Origin of the sequence: Brevundimonas sp. (genome assembly GCF_047617075.1) — a bacterium.
Lineage (GTDB): Bacteria > Pseudomonadota > Alphaproteobacteria > Caulobacterales > Caulobacteraceae > Brevundimonas.
Window position 1 is genome coordinate 181,808 of record NZ_JBLGCI010000003.1, and the last position, 24,093, is coordinate 205,900.

The following is a 24,093-nucleotide window of genomic DNA, read 5'->3' on the forward strand; positions in this document are numbered from 1 at the left end:
AGCCCGCCCATGGATTTTCGTGTCGAGAACAAGATCGGCGTGCCCGCCACCTCCGACGCCCTGTGGGAGGTGCTGGCGGACCTTGAGCGCTGGGCCCACTGGAACCCGGTGTTCGTGGAGGCTCAAGGGTCTCTGGGCATCAACGCCCCGCTGACCCTCATCGAGCGCGTCGAGGGCGTGGGCGAGCGTCAGGTGCAGGCCCGTTTGGGCGACTGGGCCCCCTACGCCAAGCTGGTCTGGGGCGAGCGGCGCGGCTGGCAGTTCACTTCGACCCGCTATGTGCTGATCGAGGAGATCGCGCGCGGCAGCTGCATCGTCACAAATGGCGAGATCTACGGCGGGATGCGCGGCGAAAGCTTTTTCATGAAGCATCGCCGGGCCCTGCGCCGCGCCTGTGAGGCCATGAACGAGGCCCTGCGCGACCAGGCCGTGGCGCGCGAATCCTGACTCCCCTGACCCCTGAAGGACGATCTCATGGCCGATGACCTGGACACCCCGATCTCCAACATGGCCGTGCGCCTGTCCAACAGCTCGGAGCGGGTGGCTCTGTACGAGTTCGAGGACGTGATCATCTTCCTCAAGCCCGGCGCCCGCTTCCAGGGGGTGTTCACCGGCTCGGAAAATCCGCCCAAGAGCACCGGCACCATGGCCGACTGGCCGGATCTGACCCCCGAAACGAAGACCTGAGCGCGGGCCGGGCGGTCACCATCCGTTAACCGCGATTAAAGGGCTTGCGGGCCATTTTCCGCCCATGTCGGGACAGGCCGCGCGCAAGGGATTGCTGAAGACCACCGTGGCCCTGACGGCCGCGGGGACGATGGCGCTCGCCCCTATCACGCCCGGCATCGCCCAGGACGCGGCCCTGGAGCCTGTCGCCGTGCGCATCGGCGCCAACGACGGCTTCACCCGCGTCGAGTTCGCCGGGGTCATCGGGTCGCGCGCCCGCATCCGCCGCGAGGGCCGCGCGGTGATCATCCGCGTGGGCTCCACCGCCGCGCCCGACGTGGCCCGTCTGCGGGTCGATCCCCCGGCCGGCGTGGAGCGGGTCGAGACCCGCGCCGTCGACGGCGGAACCGAGGTGGTGATCCATCTGGTCGAGGGCGCCCAGGCCGTCACCGGCCGCGCCGACGGCGCCGCCTATGTGAATCTCTACGCCCCGGGACAGGGCCCCGCCGCCGCGTCGTCTCCCGCCGTGCCCGCCTCGGGCGTCGTGCCGGTCGCCGTCCAGACCAGCGCCGAGCGCCTGTCCCTGACCTTCCAGTGGGCCGCCCCCGTGGGCGCGGCCGTGTTCCGGCGCGGCGAGGCCGTGTGGATCGTGTTCGACGCCGCCGCCCGGCTGGATCTGGATCAGACCGCCCGTGATCTGGGCCCGGCTGCGGGCGTCCGCTGGGCCGCCGGGCCGGACTATGTAGTGGCCCGCATCGCCGCGCCCGAGGGTCTGGCCGTCAGCGCCGACAGCACCGGCGCCGCCTGGACCATCAATGTGGGCGGGCCCAGCGGCGGCCACACCGGCGTGCTGCTGAACCGCGATGCGGACAACGGCCCCACCGCCCTGGTGGCCGAGCTGGCCGGCGCCCGCCGCGCCATCTGGCTGACCGATCCGCTGGTGGGCGACCGCTTCGCCGCCGTGACCGCCCTGGCGCCCAGCAAGGGCATGGGCTCGCGCCGCCGTCTGGTGGACCTGACCCTGCTGCCCACCGCCCAGGGCCTGGGGGTCGAAACCGCCGCCGACGATCTGGATGTGTCGGTTCAGGGCGATCTGGTCCGCATCACCCGGCCCTCTGGCCTCAGCCTGTCCCCGCCGACCGACGCGCTGGAGCAGGCCCAGGCCGCCATGGGCGCCCCGCGCCGCGCCGCCTATCCCGCGCTAATCCTGTCCCAATGGGGCGACACCGGAGAGGCCGATTTCGCCGCCCGCCGTCGCCAGCTTCAGAACGCCGCCGCCCAGGAAGCGACCGACGCCGAGGACTCGCCCCGCGCCCCGGTGGAGGCGCGGCTGGCCTTCGCCCGGTTCCTGGCCGGGTCGGGCCTGTACTACGAAGCCATCGGCGCCTTGAACGCCCTCGTGGCCGACGTGCCCGCCATGGCCGGCGAGCCCGAGGTGCGCGGCCTGCGCGGCGCGTCGCGCGCCGCCATCGGCCGCCAGACCGAGGCCCTGGCCGATTTCACCGGCTCGGCCCTGACCGGCGATCCGTCCGCCGATGTGTGGCGCGGCTATATCGCCGTGGAGCAATCCGACTGGGCGGCGGCGCGGCAAGCCTTCGCCCGGGGCGCGCGGGCCATCGACCAGTTCCCGCCCGTCTGGCGCGCCCGCTTCGGCACGGCCCACGCCCTGGCGGCGCTGGAGACCGGCGACCTGCCCGCCGCCCGGTCGCTGCTGGCCTATGTGTTCAGCCAGGACGTTCCCGCGCCCGATCAGCTGGCCGCGCGTCTGGTGCAGGCCCGCCTGTTTGAGCTGGACGGCCAGACCGATCGCGCCCTGGCGGTTTACCGGGCCGTGGGGCGCGCACCGCTGGACGGCGTGGCGACGCCCGCGAAGCTGGCGGCGGTGCGGCTGGAGATGGCCTCCGGCGCCCTCACCCCGCAACAGGCAGTCGCGCAGCTGGAGCCGCTCCGCTGGCGCTGGCGCGGTGACGCCACCGAGCTGGCGGTGATCCGCAGTTTGGGCGAAATCTATCTGTCTCAGGGGCGCTATCGCGAAGCGCTGAACGCCTTGCGCGGCGCAGGAACCCGTTTCTCACGGCTGCCCCAGTCGGCGGAGCTGCAACAGGATCTGTCCCAAGCCTTCCGCAGCCTGTTTCTGGAGGGCGCCGCCGACGGCCTGCAGCCCGTCCAGGCCCTGGCCCTGTTCTATGACTTCCGGGAGCTGACCCCCGTCGGCGCCGAGGGCGACGACATGGTGCGCCGTCTGGCCCGCCGCCTGATCGACGTGGACCTGCTGGGCCCGGCCGCCGAACTGCTGCAGCATCAGGTGGACAACAGACTTGATGGCGTGGCCCAGGCCCAGATCGCCACCGACCTGGCCGCGGTCTATCTGATGAACCGCCAGCCAGAACAGGCCCTGCGCGCCATCTGGGCCACCCGTACGACCCTGTTGCCCAACGCCCTGAACGCGGAGCGGCGGGCCATGGAGGCGCGCGCCTTGATGGAGCTGGGCCGCTTCGACCACGCCCTGGAAATCATCGGCTCGGACCAGAGCGCCGCCGCCCGCGAGGTGAGGGCGGACCTGCATTGGCGGCGGCTGGAATACGGTGAGGCGGCGACCCTGTACGAGGGTCTGCTTGGCGACCGCTGGCAGGAAACGGGCGCCCCCCTGACGGCGGCGGAAGAGACGCGCCTGATCCGCGCGGGCGTGGGCTACAGCCTTTCGCGTCAGGCCGCGCCGCTGGCTCGCCTGTCCGAGCGTTACGGCGGCTTCGTGGAGGCGGCGCGGTCGGCCGGCGCCCTGCGCATCGCCCTGGCGGGCTCCGCCTCTGGCCAGGACGCGTCGGACTTCGCGGGCATGGCGGCGCGCACCGACACCTTCACCGGCTGGGTGAACACCATGAAACAGAATTTCCGCGAGCGAACCGACGCCGCGTAAACACAGGGCTCAGCGCCCCCTCGCCTTCCATTGCGCCCGCGTCTGGCCCCAGAGATCGACCACAAGACCGTCCAGCGGCGGCGGCAGGCGCCCCGGCCCGCGATTGGTGGAGCCCAGCCGTTCGGCCACCTTCTGCGAGGGGCGGTTTTCGGGGGCGATGGAGTGGATGACGTCGTCCCAGCCCAGCACGTCGAAGGCGTAGTCCATGGCGGCCGCCGCCCCTTCCACCGCATAACCCTTGCCCCAGGCGTCCCGGTGCAGGCCCCAGCCCACCTCCGTGCCCGGCCAGTCCAGCGGCGCCCACGGGCCGAGCCGCCCAACCCACTGCCCGCTGGACTTCTCGATCACCGAGAGCATGGACTCGCCGGTCATATGCCAGGCGCCCGCCATGACCATGAAGCCGCGCCATGCGGCGGCCGGCGTCTGGGCGCCGCCGAGGAACCGCGCGCTCTCTGCATCGGCCATGAACTCCGCCCAGCGAGGAAAGTCCTCCATCTGGATGGGACGCAGGATCAGCCGCTCGGTTTCGATCGTCAGGTCGGTCACAGCGGGTACTCCCGTTCCAGCGCGTAGTGGGATCCATCGTCGGTCAGGATGCTGGAATACAGCCCGAACCGGTCCACCCGGAACGGCGGCGATTGCAGCATGTTGTGGCCGGTCATCCAGGCCCCGACCCGGTCGTCCTCGGCGCCCCTCAGATAGGCCAGGGTGACGTGCGGCCGATAGTCACGGGATTCTATGGGGACGCCCGCCCGCTTGCCTGCGGCCTTGCAGCGCCCGGCCAGGATGTTCAGCGGCTCGGACTCAGCCACGCCGGCCCACAGGGCGCGAGTCCGGTGGTCGTCGCCGAAGGCCCCGACGCCGTCGAGGGTCAGGTCGAACGGATCGACGCGGGCCCTTGTCAGTTCGGCGGCGAGGTCGTCGGCGCGGGGCTCCTCCACCGCGCCGTAGAAGGCGAGAGTGATATGCAGGGCCTCGGGCGGTCGCCAGCGGGCGCCAGGCAGGCCGCGCTGGCGCCGCTGCAGCGCTTCGGCGATGTCGAGCGGGACGGCGACGGCGGCGAACAGACGGATCATGTCCGATCACTAACGCCATGGCGCCGACGTCGATAGACCGGTTTTGCTTGCGTCAGGCGGTCAGGATTCCGATATTCACCGAAAGCGTCGGGCGTAGCGTCCGGCCACGGGAGATAGAGAGAGCGCGATGAACGACTTCAACCGAGGTTATCCGGCCCAGGCTCCGGCCCGCGCGGACATGGCGGTGGACGCCGGCCTGCGCGCCTTCATGCTGGGCGTCTATAACAAGCTGGCCCTGGGCCTGGCCGTCGCCGGCGCCCTGGCCTGGGTCACCGGCAATGTGCCGGCGGTGACGCAACTGCTGTTCGCCCAGACGGCTGACGGCGGCGTGGGCCTGACCATGCTGGGCATGATCGTCCAGTTCTCGCCGCTGGTGCTGCTGTTCGGCTCCATGTTCTTCATGAAGAACCCGACGGCGGGCGGGGTGAACCTGCTGTACTGGGCCGTGGTCGCCACCATCGGCGCCGGTCTGGGCGTGATCTTCCTGATCTATACGGGCGGCTCCATCGCCTCGACCTTCTTCGTGACGGCGGCCGCCTTCGGCGCGCTCAGTCTGTGGGGCTACACCACCAAGAAGGACATGTCCGGATGGGGCACCTTCCTCATCATGGGCGTGATCGGTCTGGTGATCGCCATGGTGGTCAACATCTTCCTGGCCAGCCCGATCCTGTACTTCGCCATCAACGCCATCGGCGTGCTGATCTTCTCGGGCCTGATCGCCTACGACACCCAGCGCCTGAAGATGACCTACTACGCCCTGGGCGGCGACCAGCAGGCCATGGGCGTGGCCACCGGCTTCGGCGCCCTGAGCCTGTTCATCAATTTCGTGAACCTATTCCAGTTCCTGCTGGCCTTCATGGGCGGGCGTGAATAGGGGGTTTTTTAGTGCGCTAACGCTCGCGTCGCGGACGCTCGCTGCTTGAGCGCAGTGCGCTAAAACGGCCTCAAGCAGCGCAAGGCGCGGTAGGCCAACCAAGAAAGGCCCCGGAGCGATCCGGGGCCTTTTCTATTCCACAACCTGGAAGCGGCGGGCGTCGAAGACGCGCAGCACCTGGGCCAGGTCACGGCCCCGCTTCAGGATCATGCCGCTCTGATTCATCACCGCCCAGGCGCCCTGACGGCGGGCCAGGGCCGGGCGTTTCTCGATGCGGTAGGCGGGAGCGTCGCCGGCGCGGCGGAACACGGCGAACTCGGCGGCGTCCTTGCCGGGGGCCATGGCGTAGTCCCGCCATTCACCCGCCGCCACCATGCGCCCATAGACCCGGAGCATGGCGTCCAGTTCGCGGCGATCGAAGAAGACCGGACCGGCCGGGGCGTGGCTTGCGGGACTGTCTGAAGCGTCTGCGCTCATCCCTGCCAGCTTATCGCGAATGGTCGTTCGCGCCAGCGCCGGGAACGGGGATTTGACCGGCCCCTGAAGAAAAATAACGCGAACACGAAAAGGCCCTGTTTCGGTCCTTTGCCCGCCCGTTTGGCGCACCAAATAGGCAGTGTCGGCCAGTCGGGGTCGCCGGAGATCCCGGATCCTGAACAGCCCCCCCAGCCCCCCTGGATTTCATGGGGCCTCGACGGGCCGACAAACCTCCAAGCGAGACGCCCGCGCGACACCTCCCCCCTCCCGGTCGCGCGGGCGTTTTGCGTTTGGGATCAGGCAGGCGGCAGGACCGCCGTCGCCGTCTCTTCGCCCCGCGTCACCGTCACCGCAATCTCGCGCCGGGCGCCGGACAGGGCCCGTTCCAGATCCGCCACAGCCCGCACCGTCGTGTTTCCAGCGCGCGTGACCACATCCCCAGCCGTCAGCCCGGCCTGGGCCGCCGGGGAGCCGGCTTCCACCGACCGCACGATCACGCCGCCTTCGCTGTCCGCGAACCGTGCGCCGTGGGCCGACAGGCCAGAACCGCCAAGGGCGATCAGGGGGCCGTTGGGGCGCTGAACCGTCATGGTCGTCGTGGCCGACTGGCCGTTGCGAATATAGGTCGCCTCCAGCGAAGTTCCGGGCGGGGCGATGCCGGTCATGGCCTGGACGGTGCCGCCGTTGGAGACGGTGCGGTCCTCCAGCCCGGTGATGATGTCGCCGCGACGCAGGCCCGCGCGGTCCGCGGGCGAGCCGGGAACCACGTCCTCGACCACGGCGCCGCGCCCGATCTCCAGCCCCATCTCCTCGGCCCGGCGGGGCGTCAGGGACGACACGGTGGCGCCGGTCTCGCCGCGCACAACCTCGCCGGTGGCCAGAATCTGGTCGGTGACGAAGCGCATGATATTGATGGGCACGGCGAAGGCGATGCCGTCATTGCCGCCGCCCATGCCGCCCGACAGGATCGCGGTGTTGATGCCGATCAGCCGGCCCCGGCTGTCCAGCAGCGGCCCGCCCGAGTTGCCCGAGTTCACCGCCGCGTCGGTCTGGATATAGTCCTCCACAGCGTCGCCCAGGCCCGAACGGCCCAGTCCCGAGATCACGCCCATGGTCAAGGTCTGGTCCAGACCCAGCGGATAGCCCACCGCGAAGGCCAGATCGCCGCTGCGCAGGGTGCCGGCCTGGGCCACCTGAACCTGGGTCAGGTCCGGCGCCTCGATCCGCAGCACGGCGATGTCCGTGGCCCGGTCGGCGCCCAGCAGTTCCGCCCGGTATGAGCGGCCGTCCAGCAGGTCGACCCGGAAGGCGGTGCCGTTCTCGATCACATGGTGATTGGTGATGATCACCCCGCCGACCGCGTCGATGATGACCCCCGATCCGCCTGAAATCTCCTTGGGTCCGTCGTCGCCGCGCGAAGGACCGCCGCCTGCGCCGAGAGTGGTGATGGCCACCACCGCCGGCAGACTGGGCTCGATCCCGGCGGCGAAGGTGAAGACCCCGCGCTCGGCGTCATAGGGCAGCTCGGGCGGCGTCTGCGTCAGGGCGGGCGTGGCCAGGACCATCAGTCCCAGGCTCATGGCGGTCAGGGCCGATTTGCGGACAGCGATAATGTTGCGGATCACGTAGAGGCCCCCTTGGAAAAACAACCACAGCCTAGCTCTTGAATCGCGCCGTGACGACTGCTCCCGGTGCGGCGTCATCAATGGTCAGTTCGCCGCCGTGCCGGCGCACCACAGCCCGCACGAAGGGCAGGCCCATGCCGTGGCTTTCCGGGGCCGCATCGCCTTCCACGGGGGCGGCGTCGAAGCCGGGTCCGGCGTCCGCCACCCGGAACACCGCGTGGCCGCCTTCCTGCGCCACCTGAATGCGCACCACCGTATTGTCAGGCGCATATTTGACCGCGTTGTCCACCAGATTGGTCATGGCCCGCTGCAGCAAGGTGCGCACGCCGAGAATCGCCAGCGGCTCCAGCGCGGCCTCGATCACCACGCCCCGCGCCTCGGCCACGGGTTCGTACAGCTCCACCACCTGCGCGGCCAGCTGATCCAGCCGCACCTGCTCGAAAGTCCAGGCCGCCCCGTCCCTGAGCGACAGGGCCTCGCCCATGGCCCGGGTCAGCTGATCAAGGTCGGCGCGGGCCAGACCGGTCAGACGCTCGCGCTCCGCCTCATCCCCGGTTTCCGCCAGACGGTCCAGCCGCGTGGAGACCCGGGCCAGAGGGGTGCGGAAGTCGTGGGCCAGCTGGTCCGAGGCGTCCCGCAGCCAGCCCATCAGCTCTTCCAGCCGGTCCAGGGTCTGGTTCACCCGGCGGGTCAGGTCGGTCAGTTCCGGCGCGGCCGATGTTTCGGGCGCCCGGTCCTTGAAATCCCCCACCGCCGCCCGGTCGAGAGTCTGGCTCAAACGGGCCATGGCGGTGGTCAGTCGCCGCCGCGCCAGCGCCGCCGCCGCCACACCGAACACCAGGATCAGCAAGCCGGCGCCCAGCACCGCCAAGGCCGCCCAGCCCCAGGCCGCGCCCGGCCGCTCCACCAGCCGCCCCACGGTGAGGGTCAGGGCGCCGTAGGACTGACGCACCGCCACCACGTCAACGGCGCGGCCCGCGCACACCTGGCCGGCTTCCAGACGGATCAGATGAACGCCCTCCCCCAGCCCTTCCAGCCGCTCACGGTCCGCCGTCGCCAAGGCGGTCAGTCCGGCCGGCTCCACGCCCGGGGCCTCGATCAGACGCACCGCCGCGCCGCCGCGCCCGGTTTCACAGGCGTCTTCAAGGGATCGGGTCTCGCCGGGCCGGGTCTGGACCGCCTCCAGCCAGGCCGCCAGCCAGGCGGCGTCGGTGTCAGTCAGGGTCTGGGTCGAAAAGCTCTCGTCCTCGCCCAGCTTGGCGGCCATGGCGGCGTAGTCCTGAAGCGCCGCCAGGGCCGCCTTCTGCCTCTGGTCCGTCTGCACGGCCAGGCCTGTCACCGCCAGCGAACCAGTCAGGGCCAGAGCCGCCAGAATCGCCAGGGCCGCCGTCAGCTGGGTGGCCGTGGGCCGGGCCAGAATCCGGCTCAGCCCCGAGAGTGCGCGCGCCGGACTCAAGCGCGCCTCACCCGACCCCGCCCAAATCCCGGAAAATCAGGCTCTGGCTGCGCGCCGAGACGATCAGGGGGTGCAGGCCGTCGCCCAGCTCGGGCGTCGCTTCTTTCAATCGCCTGCGCAGGGCCGAGATGCGGGCGTCGATGATGTTGACGAAATTGTCGGGCAGGAATTTCCACTCCACCCAGCAGCGGTCCCACAGCATGGTCTTGGTCACCGGCTGGCCCCGGGCGCTCATCAGTTCGCAGACGATGCCGAACTCCAGCGGCGACAGCTCGATCTGGCGGGGCTCGACGCCGGTCATGGCGAAGGTCAGGGTGCGCGCGCCGGGCGACAGGCGGAACGGTCCGTTGACGAGATCACCGCCGTTCGACGCCGGCGCGGACTTGCCGGCCCGCCGCAACTGGGCCGCCACCCGCGCGATCAATTCCTCGTCGCCCAACGGCTTGGCCAGATAGTCGTCCGCGCCGGACAGCAGCCCCTCCACCTTCTGGTGCTCGCCGCCCAGCGCCGTCAGCATCAGCGCCGGGGCCTCGGCCGACGGTCCGCCGCCGGCCCGGATGCGCTTCAGGGTCTCCAGCCCGTCCAGCCCGGCGGTCATGCGGTCAAGAATCAGCACGTCGTAGCCGCCGCCCTCGGCCAGCGACAGGGCCTGTTCCCCCGCCTCGACCCGGTCGACGGCGCTGAACCCCGCCTTCAGCAGCCGGTCGGCCACATGCTCGGACAAGGCGGGGTCATCCTCGAGCAACAACGCCCGGCGGCCCTGAAACATCTCTCGCAGACCCGCGAACGGATCGGTTCCGGTGATCTCGGATTGCGTCATGACCCCTCCTTGCCCTCGGTGTGAGGATAGACCGGCGCGGCCGGATGACAACGGCGTTCGTCCATGCAACCACCTGGCGTCTGAACCGTAGCTAGAGCGCCGCGGCGCTGATCGCCGCTGATGGTTTCTGACCGGGTGACGAAAGATGCGACTTCACGGAATGACGGCGGCCGCCTGCGCCGCTCTGGGACTGGCGGCCTGCGGCACGACGGCGGTGGAGCCTTCGGGCCTGCTGAGCAGCTACGACGGCCTGACCCCGCGTGAGGATACAGTGCGCGCCGCCATCAGCGAGCGGCGTGACGAGGCCCTGGCTTCGGGCGTCGAGCGCCTGTTCATTGAACCGGCCGTTCTGGCGCCGGGCGCGGGCGAGGGGCTGACCGAACTGGAGCAGGGTCTGGTGCTGCGCGAGGTGGATCGGCAGATCTGTTACGAGGTGAGCGAGCGATTCACCGTGCTGGGCGAGGCCGCCCCGGACGCGGGACGCGTGCGGGCGGTGGTGACGCGGATCACCCCGACGGGCCGGGCGGCCTCCGCCGCCTCGGCGGCTTCCGGATTTTTCATTCCCGGCCCCATCGGCCTGCGCGTGCCGGGCACCCTGGGCGGTCTGGCCGCAGAGGCGGAACTGCTGGCGGCCAACGATCAGGGCCAGGCGGCGGTGATCCTGTGGTCCCGCGACGCCCAGGCGGTGGGGACGGACAATCCCTCCCTGTCGCGGGTGGGGGATGCGGTGCAGCTGGCCGAGCCGTTCGGCGACGCGGTGGGCGACGCCTTCGCGCCTGAAGATCGCGAGGTCCGCTCCATCGCCGATCCGGACCCCTGCGCCCGCTTCGGCCCGCGCTTCCGTCCCGAGGGCGTCGCCGCCCGATTTGTCACGGGCCTCTACACGCCCGAACTCAGCGGCGCCCAGGCGGAGGAAGATGAGCCCGAAGCCCCGCAGGACGAGCGCTAGGGCTAATCCTTCAAGCTTCTCATGGCGCCCAATCGCGCGAACGCCAGCGTAAGAGCCTTGCGGCGCGCGGGGGCCAGGGGGGAAACACGCGCTTCGCGCACCACCGCGCCGAAGAATGCGTCGGCCACGATCAGCCCAGGCTCATCGGGCAGAATCCCATCCGGAAACTCCGGCGCCACCGCGAAATAGAAGGCGTCGCAGAAGGGTGCGTATTCGTGCCATTTGCGGTCGACCCGGTAATCCTCGACCCCCGACTTCACTTCGCAGATGGCGATCTCGCCGCGCGGGCCCAGCGCCATGACATCGGCCCGGCGCCCGTTGGGAAGGCAGACCTCCAGCAGCGGCGCATAGCCCATGTCCGCCATCAGCCGCGCGGCGCCGCGCGTCACGGACTGGGTGGTTTCGGGGCGGCTGAAGACCAGCTCGATATGGACGGCGGCGGCGGGCATGCGGCCATATGTTCCGCATGTGTTCCGCCCGTCAAGGCGTCAGCCCGGCGTGCTGATCACCTCGGACGTGTCGAAGCCCAGGGCGCGGGCACGTGACAAGGCCGCGCGGCGAACCTCGGCCGACGGGTTCTCACGCCGCGACCAGATCCAGAAATGGCTCTTGTCCGGCAGGCCCATGATCGCCCAGCTGTAGTCGGGCGAACGATGCCAAACCCAGTAACTCTGGCTGGCCAGACCGCCGAAGGACAGCAGGCCCGCCAGGGACATGCGGAATTTGGCGTTTGAGTCCGTGACCCGCGCATTGGCGTTCAGGGTCTCGATCTCGCCGTCCGACCGGCGGGTGCAGGTGTGAACCACCCGGTAGCGGCCGGGATCGCGCGCCGTGAAGTCCACCGACAGACGCGTGCAGTCCCGCTGAAACCGGTTCGGGTTGCGGGCGATCTCGTACCAGCGGCCTGAGAACCGCTCCAGATTCAGGTCCTCGACCTGGGCCGAGGCGGGTTTCGGCGCCAGCATCAGGCTGGACGCCAGGATGAGCGCGGCGGCGGCCGTGGCGATCTTCATAGGCAGGCTCCCTCTCGTTCCGATGCTGGATATACGACGCCGGGGCCGGTTCGGTTGCCTCAGCCCGCCAGCCGGCCCGCATCCCTCAGCGCCGCGACGATCGCGTCACAGGCCTGTTCCGGGCTCATGGCCGTGGTGTCGATGCGGATGTCAGCGTTCTCGGGCGGCTCATAGGGGCTGTCGATGCCGGTGAAGTTCTTGAGCTCGCCGGCCCGGGCCTTGGCGTACAGGCCTTTTGGATCGCGCGCCTCGACCTCGGCCAGGGGCGTGTCGATGAACACCTCGATGAACTCGCCGTCGGCCATGCGCTCGCGGGCCAGTCGGCGCTCCGCGCGGAACGGGGAAATGAAGGACACCAGAACGATCAGGCCCGCATCGGTCATCAGGCGCGCCACCTCGGCCACGCGGCGGATGTTCTCCACCCGGTCGGCCTCGGTGAAGCCCAGGTCGCGGTTCAGGCCGTGGCGCACATTGTCGCCGTCGAGGATGCAGGCGTGGCGGCCCTCGGCGTGCAGACGCTTCTCCACCAGATTGGCGATGGTGGACTTGCCCGACCCCGACAGGCCGGTGAACCAGACCACCGCCGGCTTCTGGCCCTTGGCGGCGGCGCGGGATTCCCGCGTCACATCCAGCGCCTGCCAGTGAATGTTGTGGGACCGGCGCAGGGCGAAGCGGATCATGCCCGCGCCCACGGTGGCGTTGGTGACGCGGTCCATCAGGATGAAGCCGCCCAGACCCCGGTCGATCTCATAGGGCTCGAAGGCCACCGGCTGGGTCAGGGACAGGTTGCAGACCGCGATCTCGTTCAGACCCACGGTCTTTGCCGCGCTCTCCTGAAGGGTGTTCACGTCGACGCGGTGCTTGATCTCGGTGATCTGGGCCGAGACGGTGCGCGCGCCGATCTTGAGCCAGTAGGACCGCCCGGCCAGCAGTTCGTCCTCGGCCATCCAGACGAGGGTGGTTTCGAACTGGTCGGCCACCTCGGGGGGCTGATCGGCGGCGGCGATGACGTCGCCACGCGACACATCCACCTCGTCGTTCAGGGTGAGGGTGACGGACTGGCCCGCCGTCGCCTGTTTCAGGTCGCCGTCAAGGGTGACGATCCGTGAGATGTGGGTGGTGCGGCCCGACGGCAGGATGCGCACGGGATCGCCCGGGTTCACCACGCCCGAGGCGATCTGACCGGCGAAGCCCCGGAAATTCAGGTCCGGACGGTTCACCCATTGCACCGGCATGCGGAACGGCCGGCGGGCCAGCCGCTCGTCGTCCATTTCAACCGTCTCCAGATGCTCGATCAGGGACGGCCCGTCGTACCAGGGCGTGTGGGCGCTCGCGCCGGTGATGTTGTCGCCCATCAGGCCCGAGATGGGGACGCACAGCACGTCCTGGATGCCCAGTTCGGCGGCGAAGGCGCGATAATCGGCGACGATCTCGTCGAAGACCTCGCGGGACCAGCCCACCAGATCCATCTTGTTGACCGCCAGCACCACGTGCCGGATGCCCAGCAGCGAAACCAGATAGCTGTGCCGCCGGGTCTGGGTCAGCACGCCCTTGCGCGCATCGATCAGAACCACCGCCAGATCGGCGGTGGAGGCGCCGGTGACCATGTTGCGGGTGTACTGCTCGTGGCCGGGCGTATCGGCGACGATGAACTTCCGCTTGGCCGTGGCGAAGAAGCGGTAGGCCACGTCGATGGTGATGCCCTGTTCGCGCTCGGCGGCCAGCCCGTCCACCAGCAGGGCGAAGTCCAGGGCGCCGCCCTGGGTGCCCACCTTCTTCGAATCCGCCTCCAGCGCCGCCATCTGGTCGTCGAAGACCATGCGGGAATCATAGAGTAGGCGACCGATCAGCGTGGACTTGCCGTCGTCCACCGAGCCGCAGGTGATGAAGCGCAGCAGGCCCTTGGACTCATGGTCGGCCAGAAAGGCGTCGATGTCCTCCGCCGCCAGCTCGTCGGGACGGTAGGCGCCGGGCGTGGTCTCGTCGCGGGCCATCAGAAATAGCCCTCCTGCTTCTTCTTCTCCATGGAGGCGGACTGGTCGTGGTCGATGGCCCGCCCCTGACGCTCGGACGTGGTGGTCAGCAGCATCTCCTGCACCACTTCCGCCAGGGTCGAGGCCTCGGAGCGCACGGCGCCCGTCAGCGGGTAACAGCCCAGGGTGCGGAACCGGACCTTGGCCATCTCGGGCGTCTCGCCCGGACGCAGCGGCATGCGGTCGTCATCCACCATGATCAGGATACCGTCCCGCTCCACCACCGGACGCTCGGCGGCGAAATACAGCGGCACGATGGGGATGTCCTCGCGCATGATGTATTGCCACACGTCCAGCTCGGTCCAGTTGGAGATGGGAAACACCCGGATGGATTCCCCCTTGTTCATGCGCGTGTTGTAGAGGCTCCAGAGCTCGGGCCGCTGCGCCTTGGGGTCCCAGCGGTGGCCGGCGGTGCGGAACGAGAACACCCGCTCCTTGGCCCGGCTCTTTTCCTCGTCCCGGCGGGCGCCGCCGAAGGCCGCGTTGAAGCCGTACTTGTCCAGGGCCATCTTCAGGCCCTCGGTCTTCCACAGGTCGGTGTGCAGGGTCGCGCCGTGGTCGAACGGATTGATGCCGCGAGCCTCGGCCTCCGGGTTCTTGAAGACCAGCAGCTCCATGCCCGACTCCGCCGCCATGCGGTCGCGCAGGGCGTACATGTCCCGGAACTTCCAGGTCGTATCCACGTGCAGCAGCGGAAACGGCGGCGGCGCCGGATAGAAGGCCTTGCGCGCCAGGTGCAGCATGACCGCCGAATCCTTGCCGACGGAATACAGCATGACCGGCCGCTCGATCTCGACCGCCACCTCGCGGATGATGTGGATGCTCTCGGCCTCCAGGCGGTCCAGATGGGTCAGGTCGGGAACTGGCGGGACAGAGGGGGTCAGGGTCGCCTCCTGGCGGAGCTGCATCAGCGTGATCACAATCACATCGTCCGCGAAGGCGGACGGATGCCGCCTTTAGCGCGCCGAACCATTCTTGCGGACCGATATTTTCTGCCCGCAGGCATTAGCGCAAGCGCCAAAGCCTCATCATTCAGGCGATCAGGCGTCCTGAAGAATCTTGCGCAGCTGGCTGTGAATCTCGCCGTTGGCGGCGACGATCTGCTTGCCGGAGCGGGGATCGACGTCGTTGTCCACAGCGGTGACCGTGCCGCCCGCCTCGGTGACCAGCAGCATGCCCACGGCCACGTCCCAGGGCTGGAGGCCCCGTTCCCAGAAGCCGTCGTAGCGGCCCGCCGCGACCCAGGCCAGATCGAGGGTGGCGGCGCCCAGGCGGCGGATGCCGGCGGTGCGCTGGCCCACGGCGTGGATGTCCTTGATGGACTGGCCGTGACCGGTCTTGCCCAGGAACGGCAGGCCGGTGGAGAACAGGCAGGCGCTCAGGTCCTTGCGGCCCGACACCCGGATGCGTTTGTCGTTGAGGTAGGCGCCCTTGCCCTTTTCCGCCCAGAACAGATCGTTCATCACCGGATTGTAGGTGACCCCCGCCACGATTTCCGACGAGCCGTCCGGCGCCTTGCGCTCCAGCCCGACGCTGATGGCGAAGTGAGGGATGGCGTGGGTGAAATTGGTGGTGCCGTCGATTGGGTCGACGATCCAGGTGTGGGTCTTGTCGGTGCCCTCGATCAGGCCGCCTTCCTCGCCCAGGAAGCCGTAGCCGGGCCGCGCCTTGTTCAGCAGCTCGCGCAGGGTCTGTTCGGCCTTGGTGTCGGCGGCGGTGACGAAGTCGGCGGGGCCCTTGCGGGACACCTGCAGCTCGGCCACCTCGCCGAAGTCGCGCAGCATGGGCCGCGCGGTCTTGCGGACCGCGTCGATGATGACCGAGACGAGGGCTGAGGCGAGGGCCATGCGATCAGTCGGCCCGGCGAACGTATTCGCCGGTGGTGGTGTCCACCACGATCTTTTCGCCGGCGGACATGTACGGCGGGATCATGATGCGCACGCCGTTGTTGGCGATGGCGGGCTTGTAGGAGGACGAGGCGGTCTGGCCCTTCACGGTGGGCTCGGTCTCGGCGACTTCCAGCACCACCTGATCGGGCAGCGACAGGCCGATGGGGCGCTCCTCATGGGATTCAATCACCACCTTCATGCCTTCCTGCAGATAGGCGATGCGGTCCTCGCCGACCCAGTCCTTCTGCAGTTCGATCTGCTCGTAGTTCTCGTCGTCCATGAAGACCAGCGAGTCGCCGTTGTCGAACAGGTAGGAGTAGTCCCGCTGTTCCAGGGTGACGCGCTCGACCTTGTCCTCGGAACGGAAGCGCTCGTTCAGCTTGTTGCCGGTCTCGAGGTTCTTGGCCTCGACGTTGGCGAAGGCGCCGCCCTTGCCCGGCTTGACGTGGCTGGCCTTGGTCACGACCCACAGGCCGCCGTTGTGTTGCAGGACCATGCCGGGCTTGATGGTGTTGCCGTTGATCTTCATGGAATGTCGCTGGGTTCGGGGTGGCGCGCGGGCGCGAAATTTGGACGAGACCCCTACAGGGACGGCGCTGAAAGGGCAAGCGGCGCACATGGGCCGCTCTCAATCGCCTGCCAGCATCCCCCATCGCACCGCATGGGCCTTCTTGCCCAGGGCCACCGCCAGCGGCGGACGGGCGAACAGGCCGGCGAAGGCCGTATCGCGCACGTTCAGGCCCCCGGCGTAGGCGCCGAAGGCGGGCAGGATCAGACGCTCGCCGTCGGTGACGAAACACCGCCGCCGCACCGACCCGGCCGCCCCCTTCACCCGCGCGCAGGGGTGCAGGTGCCCCGCCGCCTCCCCGGGCGCGGGGCCGGGGCTGGGTTCGTGGCGCAGGACCAGTTTGGACAGGCCGATCTCGACCGCCGTCTCGCCCGCCAGGTCGCCTGAACCGTCCGGGTCGTGGTTGCCGGTGATCCACAGCAGGGTGGTGCGCCGGGCCAGGGCGGCGATGCGCTCGCGATCATCCGGCGCGATGCGCGTGGTCGCCGAGCCGTCGTGCAGGGTGTCGCCCAGAAGCACGGTCACGCGCGGGTCCAGCGCCTCGATCTCGGCCTGCAGCCGGTCCAGAGTTTCGCGGGTGTCATAGGGGGGCAGCATCTGACCCCGCGCGGCGTAGGCCGAGCCCTTTTCAAGGTGCAGGTCCGCGACCACCAGCGCCCGCTCCCCCTCCAGCCACAGGGCGCCGGAGGGGCGCATCACCACCTCGGCGTCGTTGACGGCCATGACCGCCGAGCCGCAGTCGCGCTGCTGAACCCGCCACGCCGTCACGCCATGGCCTCCTCGATCAGGGCGGCCTGCTCCAGCATCATCTCGGCGGCGGAGGAGCCGGGCGCGCGCTCGCGGCCGATCTCCATCATGGCGGGCACGGCGAAGGGCGAGACCCGCTCCAGCCGCTGGACCCGGATGCGGCCCCGGATGCGGGCCAGCAGCTCGCCCAGCCGCGCCACGTCCAGCAGGCCCCGCGCCGCGTCCGCCCGCGCGCACCGCAGCAGCAGGTGGTCGGGATCGTGGCGGCGCAGGGTGTCGTAGATCAGGTCCGCCGAGAACGTCACCTGGCGGCTGTTCTTCTCATGGCCCGGCATGCGCCGCTCGATCAGCCCGGCGATCAGGGCGCAGTCCTTGAAGGTGCGCTTCATCATGAAGCTCTCGTCCAGCCAGGTTTCCAGATCGTCGCCCAGCATGTCCTGTTCGAAGAGGGCGTCGAAATCCAGGCCGTCCATGGGCTTCACCGACCAGATGGCCAGCATGTAGTCATTGGCCACATAGCCGATGGGGCCGACCCCCGCACGGTCCAGCCGCCGGGTCAGCAGCATTGCCAGCGTCGCGTGGGCGATGCGCCCCTCGAACGGATAGGCCACCATGAAGCAGCGGTTGCCCCGCGCGAAGGTCTCGATCAGCAGGTCGTCGATGCCCGGCAGACTGGAATGGTCGCGCTGGGCCTGAAGCCACTCCTGCACGTCGGCGGGCAGGACGGCCCAGGACGACGGATCGCTCATCATCCGCCGCACCCGGCTGGCGAGAAAGGTGGACAGCGGAAACTTCGACATGCCCCAACTGGGCACCTTGGGCTCCTTGTCCGCCGCGCGTGTGACGATGGCGCTTGTCCCCTCTATGCCCATGAAGCGCCAGATTTCGCCGCCGAAGACGAAGGTGTCGCCCGGCGTCATCTGTTCGAAGAACCATTCCTCGGCCTCGCCGATCTTCTTGCCCGAGCCGTGGCGGCCGGGCAGGCGCAGGGACAGGGTCTGGGCCGTGATGATGGCGCCCACGTTCATGCGGTGGCGGCGCGCGGTCTCCTCGTTGCGCACGCGCCATAATCCATCCTGCCCCCGCACGATGCGGCGGAAGCGGTCGTAGGATTTCAGGGCGTAGCCGCCGGTGGAGACGAAATCCACCACCCGCTCCCAGTCCTCCCACGACAGCTCAGCATAGGGGGCGGCGCGGCGCACCTCGTCGTAGAGGACCTGCAGGTCGAAGGGCTCGGAACAGGCGCAGCCCATGACGTGCTGGGCCAGCACGTCCAGCGCGCCGACGCGGATGGGCTCGCCGTCGAGGGCGTTTTCCGCCACCGCCTCCACGGCGGCCTGACACTCCAGCATCTCGAAGCGGCTGGCGGGCACGAGTATGGCGCGCGACGCCTCGTCCAGCCGGTGGTTGGCCCGGCCGATGCGCTGGACAAGCCGCGACGACCCCTTGGGCGCCGCCAGCTGGATGACCAGATCCACCGCCCCCCAGTCGATGCCCAGATCCAGCGTCGAGGTGCAGACCACGGCCCGCAGTTCGCCGCGGGCCATCATGGCCTCCACCTTGCGGCGCTGTTCGGCCGACAGGCTGCCGTGGTGCAGGGCGATGGCCAGACCGTCCTCGTTCAGCCGCCACAGCTCCTGAAAGGCGAACTCGGCCTGCCAGCGGGTGTTGACGAAGATCAGGGTGGTGGTCGCCGTCTTGATGGTCTCATAGACCTCGTCCATGGCGTGCTGGGCGGTGTGGCCGGCCCAGGGCACCCGATTTTCGGACAGCAGCACCTCCATCACCGGCGGCGCGCCGGGACGGCCCAGCACCAGATCGTCGCCCCGGTCCGACAGCCAGCGCCGCACGGCTGCGGGATCATCCACGGTCGCCGACAGGCCCACAAACCGCGCGTGGGGCGCGAACTGCCGCAGCCTGGCCAGCCCCAGCGACAGCAGGTCGCCGCGCTTGGAGCTGTGGATGGCGTGGATCTCGTCCACCACCACGCAGCGCAGGTCCTCGAAATAGCCCCGCGCGCCCTCCCAGGCGCAGAACAGGGCCAGCTGCTCCGGGGTGGTCAGCAGGATGTCGGGCGGGGTGATCCGCTGACGCTGCTTGCGCGCCTGGCCCGTGTCGCCTGTGCGGGACTCCACCACGATAGGCAGGTTCATCTCGCGCACCGGCGTCATCAGATTGCGCTCCACGTCCACCGCCAGCGCCTTCAGCGGCGAGATGTAGAGGGTGTGGACGCTCTTCGGCCCGTTGCGAGGCCCGCGCTCGGTCAGGTCGATCAGGCTGGGCAGGAACCCGGCCAGGGTCTTGCCGCCGCCGGTGGGCGCAACCAGCAGCACGTCGGCGTCCTCACGCCCCTTGGCCACCATGGCCAGCTGGTGATCGCGCACGCTCCAGCCCCGCCCGGCGAACCAGTCGGCGAAACGGGGCGGCAAACCCTGTCCGTCATCCTCGGGCGTGTCCCGAAGACCCATGGCGGCGGCTTTCGCGGAAATTGCGGCGCGGGGCGGTATGGGGCGGTCCTTCCACCAGCGAGCGACGGATGAGTGGGTCCTCGGGACAAGCCCGAGGATGACGGAGTCTCTTACATCCGTTCCCGTTCCGTTTCACCCCGTCATGAGGGCGATCTCAAGGCGTTCCATGCGCGCGCATCGCCGCAGCCAACTCGTCGGCCATCACGGCCTTCAGCCGGTCGGGCGCGAGGATGCGGACCCGCTCGCCCCAGGTGAACAGGTGCCAGGCCAGTTCGCGCATGCCGCTGGCGGTGAAGCGCACGATGACCGAGCCGTCGGGCTGATCCTCAAGCGTCTGGGTCGGATGCCAGCGCCAAGCCCGCGCCTCCCCCGCGCCCTCGGCGGTCACGTGCAGGGCCACGTCCTCCACATCGTCCTGATAGATGCCGAACGAGCGGTTGGCGAAGGCGGCCAGGTCGAAGCCCTCGGGCGGACGGGCGGTCTGCTCCAGCGCCTCCACCGCGCTCATGCGGTCCAGGCGAAAGGTCTGGATCTTCTGCGTCGTCAGGTCGGCGGCCACAAGATAGTTGGCGCGGCCGAACATCAGGCCGCAGGGCGCCACGGTGCGGCGGCGGGCCTCGGCGCCGGGCCGGCTGTAGATGAAGCCCAGCGCCCGCTCCGCCAGCACCGCGCCCCGGATGGCCGCCAGCATGGCCTCGTCCGCCGTGGGGCGCGGCCCGGCCTGCACCGCGATGGTCTCGGCCCGCACCAGCGCCTCCAGATCGGGCGCCAGCCGGTTCAGGGTGGTGGAGCGCACCGCCGACTTGATCTTGCGCTCAAGGCTTTCGAGGGCGGCGGCCCGCGCGGGCTCGTCGGCCCGGCGCAGAGCCAGGGCGGCGCGGTTCAGCTCCACCAGCTCGGTGGTGGTGGGCGCCTGTTCGAATGCCGACAGCCCGCCGCGAATGCGCCAGCGCTTGGTGGGCGGGTCCGACACCTCCTCGGCGCCGGGGAACAGCATCAGCACCGCATCGCGCAGGCGCTCGGCGGTGCGGCGGCCCACGTCCAGATCGCGGGCCATGTCGTCCAGGGTCAGGCCCTCGGCGCTGCCGGCCATGCGGCGGGCCAGTTCGATGACCACGGCGGCCTTGTCGTGTCGCATTTCATCTACGTCCGATTTTGACGCAACACTGTCATAGGGTGCTCTCATCGGCAAGACGCCGCAGAGATTTCCGAAGGACCATCGTCATGGCCAGCCACATCGCCGCCCGCTACGCTCCCGCCCGCGCCGTCAACGACGCCCGCTACCTGATCGTGCCCTGCGAGGCCGAGGGCTGCGGCGACCTGGCGGTGATCTGGGACCGGCTGGAAGAACAGGTGGTGGACGTGATCGACGCCGCCGCCGGACGCTATACGGACGAGGACGCCCTGTGGGACGAATTCAAGGCCGAAACCTTCCGTCCGGCCCAGCCCTCGCGCCAGTGGCGCGCAGCCGCCTGAACCGGTCGGCGCACGGATCGTGCGGGCGGTCTTGAACAGGAATGACAGGCCCTATATAGGCGCGTCTCTCTTGACCACGCGCCCGGCTCCGGGCGTCTCCGGCGGCTGGGTAGCTCAGGTGGTTAGAGCGATGGATTCATAACCCATAGGTCGGCGGTTCGATCCCGCCCCCAGCCACCACTCCAGAGTGTTCCCCCTTGCCTTTCTTTCGCGGCCCCGGTCATCTGGGGATCAAGGGGGACCATCACATGCGATCATGGATTCTGGCGGCGGCTCTGGCGTTTACTGCGGCGGGCTGCGCCGCCTCGCCCTCCGCAACCGATCAGCAGATGGCCGAGTCGTTCGCCGCGCTGATCGGGGGTGGGCAAGTCTCTGGAGCAGCGCTCGAAGAGCGGGCTCTTGAAGCGTCGCGGCATCCTCTGGGAAGTCTGGAGAACCCGATCCGGGTGAACATGCCTGAGGGTCAGCGCGCCTATCTGGACAGCCTGCGCTGCGCCGACGGAACGGCGCCGGCCTACCGACGGACGGGCAGTTTCGGGCCGGGCATCTACGGTTCGATCATCGATGGATACGAGGTCCGCTGTGCAGGCGCAGAGCCGGCGACCCTGATCATGGACATGTACCATCCGCGGCACGTGGAAACAGGCACGCCGCCAGGGTTCACCCGGCCCTAGTCAGGTTTCCGCCCACATCCGCAGCAGGTTGCCGATGGTCTTGTCGGCCAGCAGGCGGGCCTCGCCCTCGGGCGTGGACCAGCGAACACGCTCCAGATCGAACAGAATCTCCCGCTGATCCTGACGGCGGACCAGCGACTGGATCCAGCCCACGGCGGCGGTGCGTTCGCCGGATGTGACAGGCGTCACGCGGTGCAGGCGGCCGGTCTGATAGATCACCGCCGACCCGGCGGCGAGTCGGAACTCGCGCTCCCCGTCCAGATCGTCCAGCAACAGGGCGCCGCCCTCGTAGGTTTCGGGATCGGACAGGAACAGGGTGAAGCTGAGGTCCGTGCGCATCCGCTCGCCGTCCTCGCCGCGCATGGCCGCGTCGTCGGTATGCAGGCCGTACTGCTGGCCGCCGGAATAGCGGGAAAAAATCAGGTTCGACCACCGGGCCGGACGCACCAGCGGGTGGAACACCGGGTGCCGCTCCAGCGCATCGCGGACAAAGCGGGCCAGGGCCTGAACCGTCGCATCATCGCCCCGCGCCTGCAGGTTGTCCTTGACCTTGCGCGCCGCAGAGCCCGCCGTGGCCTTGCCGTCGCGGAACGGGGCCTTGTCCAGGCCGGTGCGCACACGCTCCAGATCATCAGGGGAGAGGACGTCGGACAACACGATCATGTTCAGGCGCCTTTCCTTGCAGCCGATGCGCGTTCAGTCTCGTTACCGCTTCGACAGGGGAACTGGAAAGGAACAATCATGAGCACCTTCCGTCCAAAGACATGGAAGACCCTGGGCGTCGCCGTCGTGGCCGGCGCCGGACTGAGCGCCTGCGCCACCGACGGCTATTACGGCAATCCCTATCCGGGCGGCTATTACGGCGGCGGCTACCATGGGGAGCGCGGAGAGCGCGGCGAACGGGGGCGGGGCGAACACGGAGACCGGGGCGAGCGCGGGGAAAGAGGCGAACGCGGGGAACGGGGCGAGCGCGGCGAGCGGGGCGAAAGAGGCGAGCGTGGGGAACGCGGCGAGCGTGGCGGCAGGGGCTGATCGCAACCCCGGCCCAGCTTGGGCGTTCCTTCGACTGGATTTATTCGAGGAGGGCACGCCCATGATCGTTCGCAACAAACCCTGGTTGGCCATGGCCGCCGTCGCCGCCCTGTCGCTGGGGGCCGTCGCGTGTACGGACGCCGAGCAGGCGCAAGCTGAGCAGGACGCCGCCGAAGCGGGCCAGCAAATCGAGGAAGGCGCCGCCGAATTGGGCGAGCGCATTGAATCGGGCGCCATGGAAGCGGCGCGCGGGGTCGAGAACCTTGCGGGCGACGCCGCCGAGGAGCTGGAGGAGAACCAGCGCGAAGCCGCCGCCGAAGGCCGCGACGGCGCTGTGAACCCGGAAACGGGCGAGCGGGTCGAGTAAACTTCGGCTTCGCATCTGCGAACCATTTGCATCTCTGGCGCTCCGGTCTATGGTCCCGCGACCTTTACAGACCGGAGCGCCTTTTCATGTCCGACACCCGTCTTTTCCGCCCTCGTATGTGGACCGCCGCCGGTTCCGCCCTGCTGCTCGCGGGCGTCGCCGCCTGTTCGGATCAGGGCGCAGAGGCGCCGGCCCAGCCTGCCGCTCCGCCCGCCAGCGCGGCCGGTGAAGGCGAGGGTGAAGGCGGCGAAGCGGGCGCCGCGAGCGCTTACGGCGCCGTCCCGGCCGAAAGCCTGCTGGCCCTGCGCCTGCAACACCTGAAGGGCTTCTTCCTGGTGGCCCAGGCCGCCAGCCCGGTGGAGGGCGAGGCGTCCGCCGCCGCCCTGGCCGGTCAGGGCATGCTGGAAGTCTATGATCCGGCCAAGGCCGATTACGACGCTGCGGGCGTGGATGAAGACGTGCTTCGCCGCGCCGCCGAGAGCGGATCGGCCGGCGCCCTGAACGCCGCCATCACCGAACTGGACCGCGCCGCGCGTCAGGCGGGCGGAAACGCCGCCGACGTGGTGACAGGCCTGCTCAATGTCTCCACCGGACTCTACGCCCTGGTGGTGACCGACGACGGGGTGGATCCGATCGAGTGGCAGCACTCCTACGGCGCGGCCCTGGCGGCCCAGCAGGTGGCGGCCCGCGACGGCGCCCTGCGTCCGGCCCGCGAGGACATCGACGCGTTCGTGGCCAACTGGCCCAGCGTCACCGCCCCGACCGACCCGGGCGAAGCCACGGCGCCGGGCGAGCTGCAGGCCCAGGCCTCGCGCATCGAACTGAGCCTTTCGGGACTCTGAGGGCGGCGAAGCCGTGCACGGCTTGGCTCACCCTCAGAAAAGCGGTGATCTGGATGCTGGCCAACGGCGCCGTACGCGGTGTTAGCCAGCGTCCGGCTCGTTGTCCGCTGAACGAACGATTACC

26 protein-coding genes and 1 tRNA gene are annotated in these 24,093 nt (G+C 69.5%); 11 read left to right on the forward strand and 16 right to left on the reverse strand.

Features of this window, described 5'->3' with window-relative positions:
• Positions 1 to 9 precede the first annotated feature (9 nt).
• From ACI8U3_RS04435 to ACI8U3_RS04445, 3 genes are all read left to right on the forward strand, one after another.
• Entirely contained in the window at positions 10 to 447 is a 438-nt protein-coding gene (locus tag ACI8U3_RS04435; RefSeq protein WP_415013659.1) for an SRPBCC family protein, read from the forward strand.
• Positions 448 to 474: 27 nt separating this feature from the next.
• Positions 475 to 687, forward strand: a complete 213-nt coding sequence (locus ACI8U3_RS04440; protein WP_415013660.1) for a hypothetical protein — start codon at positions 475 to 477, stop codon at positions 685 to 687.
• A gap of 64 nt (positions 688 to 751) precedes the next feature.
• A complete protein-coding gene (locus ACI8U3_RS04445; protein WP_415013661.1) occupies positions 752 to 3,583 on the forward strand; it encodes a tetratricopeptide repeat protein in 2,832 nt (943 codons plus the stop codon).
• 9 nt (positions 3,584 to 3,592) lie between these two features.
• Here the strand turns inward: ACI8U3_RS04445 and ACI8U3_RS04450 are convergent, their stop codons facing one another.
• A complete protein-coding gene (locus ACI8U3_RS04450; protein WP_415013662.1) occupies positions 3,593 to 4,129 on the reverse strand; it encodes a GNAT family N-acetyltransferase in 537 nt (178 codons plus the stop codon).
• Positions 4,126 to 4,659 (reverse strand): RNA 2',3'-cyclic phosphodiesterase, encoded by a 534-nt coding sequence (gene thpR, locus ACI8U3_RS04455; protein WP_415013663.1) that lies wholly within the window; start codon positions 4,657 to 4,659, stop codon positions 4,126 to 4,128. Before thpR ends, ACI8U3_RS04450 begins: the two co-directional genes overlap by 4 nt.
• A 127-nt stretch (positions 4,660 to 4,786) precedes the next feature.
• On the opposite strand from thpR, the gene ACI8U3_RS04460 reads away from it, so the two are divergent.
• Entirely contained in the window at positions 4,787 to 5,533 is a 747-nt protein-coding gene (locus ACI8U3_RS04460; protein WP_415013664.1) for a Bax inhibitor-1/YccA family protein, read from the forward strand.
• A 132-nt stretch (positions 5,534 to 5,665) separates the two neighbouring features.
• Here ACI8U3_RS04460 and ACI8U3_RS04465 read toward each other — a convergent pair whose 3' ends face one another.
• The 4 genes from ACI8U3_RS04465 to ACI8U3_RS04480 form a co-directional block, all read right to left on the reverse strand.
• Positions 5,666 to 6,010, reverse strand: coding sequence for a DUF2794 domain-containing protein (locus tag ACI8U3_RS04465; protein ID WP_415013665.1), 345 nt, complete (start codon positions 6,008 to 6,010; stop codon positions 5,666 to 5,668).
• Between the two features lie 296 nt (positions 6,011 to 6,306).
• Positions 6,307 to 7,635 (reverse strand): trypsin-like peptidase domain-containing protein, encoded by a 1,329-nt coding sequence (locus ACI8U3_RS04470; protein WP_415013666.1) that lies wholly within the window; start codon positions 7,633 to 7,635, stop codon positions 6,307 to 6,309.
• Positions 7,636 to 7,666: 31 nt separating this feature from the next.
• The gene (locus ACI8U3_RS04475; protein ID WP_415013667.1) at positions 7,667 to 9,091 is read right to left on the reverse strand and encodes a sensor histidine kinase; all 1,425 of its coding nucleotides are present in this window, start codon (positions 9,089 to 9,091) and stop codon (positions 7,667 to 7,669) included.
• 7 nt (positions 9,092 to 9,098) lie between these two features.
• Positions 9,099 to 9,911: a response regulator transcription factor gene (locus ACI8U3_RS04480; RefSeq protein ID WP_415013668.1), complete on the reverse strand. Its 813-nt coding sequence runs from the start codon at positions 9,909 to 9,911 to the stop codon at positions 9,099 to 9,101.
• Positions 9,912 to 10,056: 145 nt separating this feature from the next.
• Here ACI8U3_RS04480 and ACI8U3_RS04485 point away from each other — a divergent pair, with 145 nt between their 5' ends.
• On the forward strand, positions 10,057 to 10,860 hold the full coding sequence (locus tag ACI8U3_RS04485) for a DUF3313 family protein (RefSeq protein WP_415013669.1): 804 nt from the start codon (positions 10,057 to 10,059) through the stop codon (positions 10,858 to 10,860).
• 2 nt (positions 10,861 to 10,862) lie between these two features.
• Here ACI8U3_RS04485 and mmcB read toward each other — a convergent pair whose 3' ends face one another.
• From mmcB to ACI8U3_RS04530, 9 genes are all read right to left on the reverse strand, one after another.
• Positions 10,863 to 11,309 (reverse strand): DNA repair putative endonuclease MmcB, encoded by a 447-nt coding sequence (gene mmcB / locus ACI8U3_RS04490; protein ID WP_415013670.1) that lies wholly within the window; start codon positions 11,307 to 11,309, stop codon positions 10,863 to 10,865.
• Between the two features lie 39 nt (positions 11,310 to 11,348).
• Positions 11,349 to 11,873 carry a lipocalin family protein gene (locus ACI8U3_RS04495; protein ID WP_415013671.1) on the reverse strand — a complete coding sequence of 175 codons (525 nt, stop codon included), beginning with the start codon at positions 11,871 to 11,873 and terminating at the stop codon, positions 11,349 to 11,351.
• Between the two features lie 59 nt (positions 11,874 to 11,932).
• Positions 11,933 to 13,867 (reverse strand): sulfate adenylyltransferase subunit CysN, encoded by a 1,935-nt coding sequence (cysN, locus tag ACI8U3_RS04500; protein ID WP_415013672.1) that lies wholly within the window; start codon positions 13,865 to 13,867, stop codon positions 11,933 to 11,935.
• The gene (gene cysD / locus ACI8U3_RS04505; protein WP_415013673.1) at positions 13,867 to 14,814 is read right to left on the reverse strand and encodes a sulfate adenylyltransferase subunit CysD; all 948 of its coding nucleotides are present in this window, start codon (positions 14,812 to 14,814) and stop codon (positions 13,867 to 13,869) included. The genes cysN and cysD overlap by 1 nt, the downstream gene beginning before the upstream one ends.
• Positions 14,815 to 14,946: 132 nt before the next feature.
• Positions 14,947 to 15,753, reverse strand: coding sequence for an inositol monophosphatase family protein (locus tag ACI8U3_RS04510; protein WP_415013674.1), 807 nt, complete (start codon positions 15,751 to 15,753; stop codon positions 14,947 to 14,949).
• Between the two features lie 4 nt (positions 15,754 to 15,757).
• Positions 15,758 to 16,324: an elongation factor P gene (efp, locus tag ACI8U3_RS04515; protein ID WP_415013675.1), complete on the reverse strand. Its 567-nt coding sequence runs from the start codon at positions 16,322 to 16,324 to the stop codon at positions 15,758 to 15,760.
• Between the two features lie 99 nt (positions 16,325 to 16,423).
• Positions 16,424 to 17,131 carry a ligase-associated DNA damage response endonuclease PdeM gene (gene pdeM, locus ACI8U3_RS04520; protein ID WP_415013676.1) on the reverse strand — a complete coding sequence of 236 codons (708 nt, stop codon included), beginning with the start codon at positions 17,129 to 17,131 and terminating at the stop codon, positions 16,424 to 16,426.
• Positions 17,128 to 19,578 (reverse strand): ligase-associated DNA damage response DEXH box helicase, encoded by a 2,451-nt coding sequence (locus tag ACI8U3_RS04525; protein ID WP_415013677.1) that lies wholly within the window; start codon positions 19,576 to 19,578, stop codon positions 17,128 to 17,130. The genes pdeM and ACI8U3_RS04525 overlap by 4 nt, the downstream gene beginning before the upstream one ends.
• Positions 19,579 to 19,732: 154 nt before the next feature.
• The gene (locus ACI8U3_RS04530) at positions 19,733 to 20,716 is read right to left on the reverse strand and encodes a helix-turn-helix transcriptional regulator (RefSeq protein ID WP_415013678.1); all 984 of its coding nucleotides are present in this window, start codon (positions 20,714 to 20,716) and stop codon (positions 19,733 to 19,735) included.
• An 86-nt stretch (positions 20,717 to 20,802) separates the two neighbouring features.
• On the opposite strand from ACI8U3_RS04530, the gene ACI8U3_RS04535 reads away from it, so the two are divergent.
• From ACI8U3_RS04535 to ACI8U3_RS04545, 3 genes are all read left to right on the forward strand, one after another.
• Positions 20,803 to 21,054 (forward strand): hypothetical protein, encoded by a 252-nt coding sequence (locus ACI8U3_RS04535; protein WP_415013679.1) that lies wholly within the window; start codon positions 20,803 to 20,805, stop codon positions 21,052 to 21,054.
• Positions 21,055 to 21,157: 103 nt separating this feature from the next.
• Positions 21,158 to 21,234, forward strand: a tRNA-Met gene (locus ACI8U3_RS04540).
• A gap of 68 nt (positions 21,235 to 21,302) precedes the next feature.
• A complete protein-coding gene (locus ACI8U3_RS04545; protein WP_415013680.1) occupies positions 21,303 to 21,728 on the forward strand; it encodes a hypothetical protein in 426 nt (141 codons plus the stop codon).
• Here the strand turns inward: ACI8U3_RS04545 and ACI8U3_RS04550 are convergent, their stop codons facing one another.
• The gene (locus ACI8U3_RS04550; protein ID WP_415013681.1) at positions 21,729 to 22,391 is read right to left on the reverse strand and encodes a Fe2+-dependent dioxygenase; all 663 of its coding nucleotides are present in this window, start codon (positions 22,389 to 22,391) and stop codon (positions 21,729 to 21,731) included.
• Positions 22,392 to 22,469: 78 nt separating this feature from the next.
• Between ACI8U3_RS04550 and ACI8U3_RS04555 the strand changes: the two genes are divergently transcribed.
• The 3 genes from ACI8U3_RS04555 to ACI8U3_RS04565 all read left to right on the forward strand — a co-directional run bounded on the left by ACI8U3_RS04555 (position 22,470) and on the right by ACI8U3_RS04565 (position 23,969).
• Positions 22,470 to 22,760, forward strand: a complete 291-nt coding sequence (locus ACI8U3_RS04555) for a hypothetical protein (RefSeq protein WP_415013682.1) — start codon at positions 22,470 to 22,472, stop codon at positions 22,758 to 22,760.
• Positions 22,761 to 22,821: 61 nt separating this feature from the next.
• A complete protein-coding gene (locus tag ACI8U3_RS04560) occupies positions 22,822 to 23,127 on the forward strand; it encodes a hypothetical protein (RefSeq protein WP_415013683.1) in 306 nt (101 codons plus the stop codon).
• 86 nt (positions 23,128 to 23,213) lie between these two features.
• The gene (locus ACI8U3_RS04565; RefSeq protein WP_415013684.1) at positions 23,214 to 23,969 is read left to right on the forward strand and encodes a hypothetical protein; all 756 of its coding nucleotides are present in this window, start codon (positions 23,214 to 23,216) and stop codon (positions 23,967 to 23,969) included.
• Positions 23,970 to 24,093: the final 124 nt, after the last annotated feature.

Excerpts from the sequence above, each read along its gene's own strand:
- ACI8U3_RS04435 (WP_415013659.1), top strand. The coding sequence starts at position 10 with ATGGATTTTCGTGTCGAGAACAAGATCGGCGTGCCCGCCACCTCCGAC.
- ACI8U3_RS04440 (WP_415013660.1), top strand. The coding sequence starts at position 475 with ATGGCCGATGACCTGGACACCCCGATCTCCAACATGGCCGTGCGCCTG.
- ACI8U3_RS04445 (WP_415013661.1), top strand. The coding sequence starts at position 752 with ATGTCGGGACAGGCCGCGCGCAAGGGATTGCTGAAGACCACCGTGGCC.
- thpR (WP_415013663.1), bottom strand. The coding sequence starts at position 4,659 with ATGATCCGTCTGTTCGCCGCCGTCGCCGTCCCGCTCGACATCGCCGAA.
- ACI8U3_RS04460 (WP_415013664.1), top strand. The coding sequence starts at position 4,787 with ATGAACGACTTCAACCGAGGTTATCCGGCCCAGGCTCCGGCCCGCGCG.
- ACI8U3_RS04465 (WP_415013665.1), bottom strand. The coding sequence starts at position 6,010 with ATGAGCGCAGACGCTTCAGACAGTCCCGCAAGCCACGCCCCGGCCGGT.
- ACI8U3_RS04480 (WP_415013668.1), bottom strand. The coding sequence starts at position 9,911 with ATGACGCAATCCGAGATCACCGGAACCGATCCGTTCGCGGGTCTGCGA.
- ACI8U3_RS04485 (WP_415013669.1), top strand. The coding sequence starts at position 10,057 with ATGCGACTTCACGGAATGACGGCGGCCGCCTGCGCCGCTCTGGGACTG.
- mmcB (WP_415013670.1), bottom strand. The coding sequence starts at position 11,309 with ATGCCCGCCGCCGCCGTCCATATCGAGCTGGTCTTCAGCCGCCCCGAA.
- ACI8U3_RS04495 (WP_415013671.1), bottom strand. The coding sequence starts at position 11,873 with ATGAAGATCGCCACGGCCGCCGCCGCGCTCATCCTGGCGTCCAGCCTG.
- cysN (WP_415013672.1), bottom strand. The coding sequence starts at position 13,867 with ATGGCCCGCGACGAGACCACGCCCGGCGCCTACCGTCCCGACGAGCTG.
- cysD (WP_415013673.1), bottom strand. The coding sequence starts at position 14,814 with ATGCAGCTCCGCCAGGAGGCGACCCTGACCCCCTCTGTCCCGCCAGTT.
- ACI8U3_RS04510 (WP_415013674.1), bottom strand. The coding sequence starts at position 15,753 with ATGGCCCTCGCCTCAGCCCTCGTCTCGGTCATCATCGACGCGGTCCGC.
- efp (WP_415013675.1), bottom strand. The coding sequence starts at position 16,324 with ATGAAGATCAACGGCAACACCATCAAGCCCGGCATGGTCCTGCAACAC.
- ACI8U3_RS04525 (WP_415013677.1), bottom strand. The coding sequence starts at position 19,578 with ATGGGTCTTCGGGACACGCCCGAGGATGACGGACAGGGTTTGCCGCCC.
- ACI8U3_RS04530 (WP_415013678.1), bottom strand. The coding sequence starts at position 20,716 with ATGCGACACGACAAGGCCGCCGTGGTCATCGAACTGGCCCGCCGCATG.
- ACI8U3_RS04535 (WP_415013679.1), top strand. The coding sequence starts at position 20,803 with ATGGCCAGCCACATCGCCGCCCGCTACGCTCCCGCCCGCGCCGTCAAC.
- ACI8U3_RS04545 (WP_415013680.1), top strand. The coding sequence starts at position 21,303 with ATGCGATCATGGATTCTGGCGGCGGCTCTGGCGTTTACTGCGGCGGGC.
- ACI8U3_RS04550 (WP_415013681.1), bottom strand. The coding sequence starts at position 22,391 with ATGATCGTGTTGTCCGACGTCCTCTCCCCTGATGATCTGGAGCGTGTG.
- ACI8U3_RS04555 (WP_415013682.1), top strand. The coding sequence starts at position 22,470 with ATGAGCACCTTCCGTCCAAAGACATGGAAGACCCTGGGCGTCGCCGTC.
- ACI8U3_RS04560 (WP_415013683.1), top strand. The coding sequence starts at position 22,822 with ATGATCGTTCGCAACAAACCCTGGTTGGCCATGGCCGCCGTCGCCGCC.
- ACI8U3_RS04565 (WP_415013684.1), top strand. The coding sequence starts at position 23,214 with ATGTCCGACACCCGTCTTTTCCGCCCTCGTATGTGGACCGCCGCCGGT.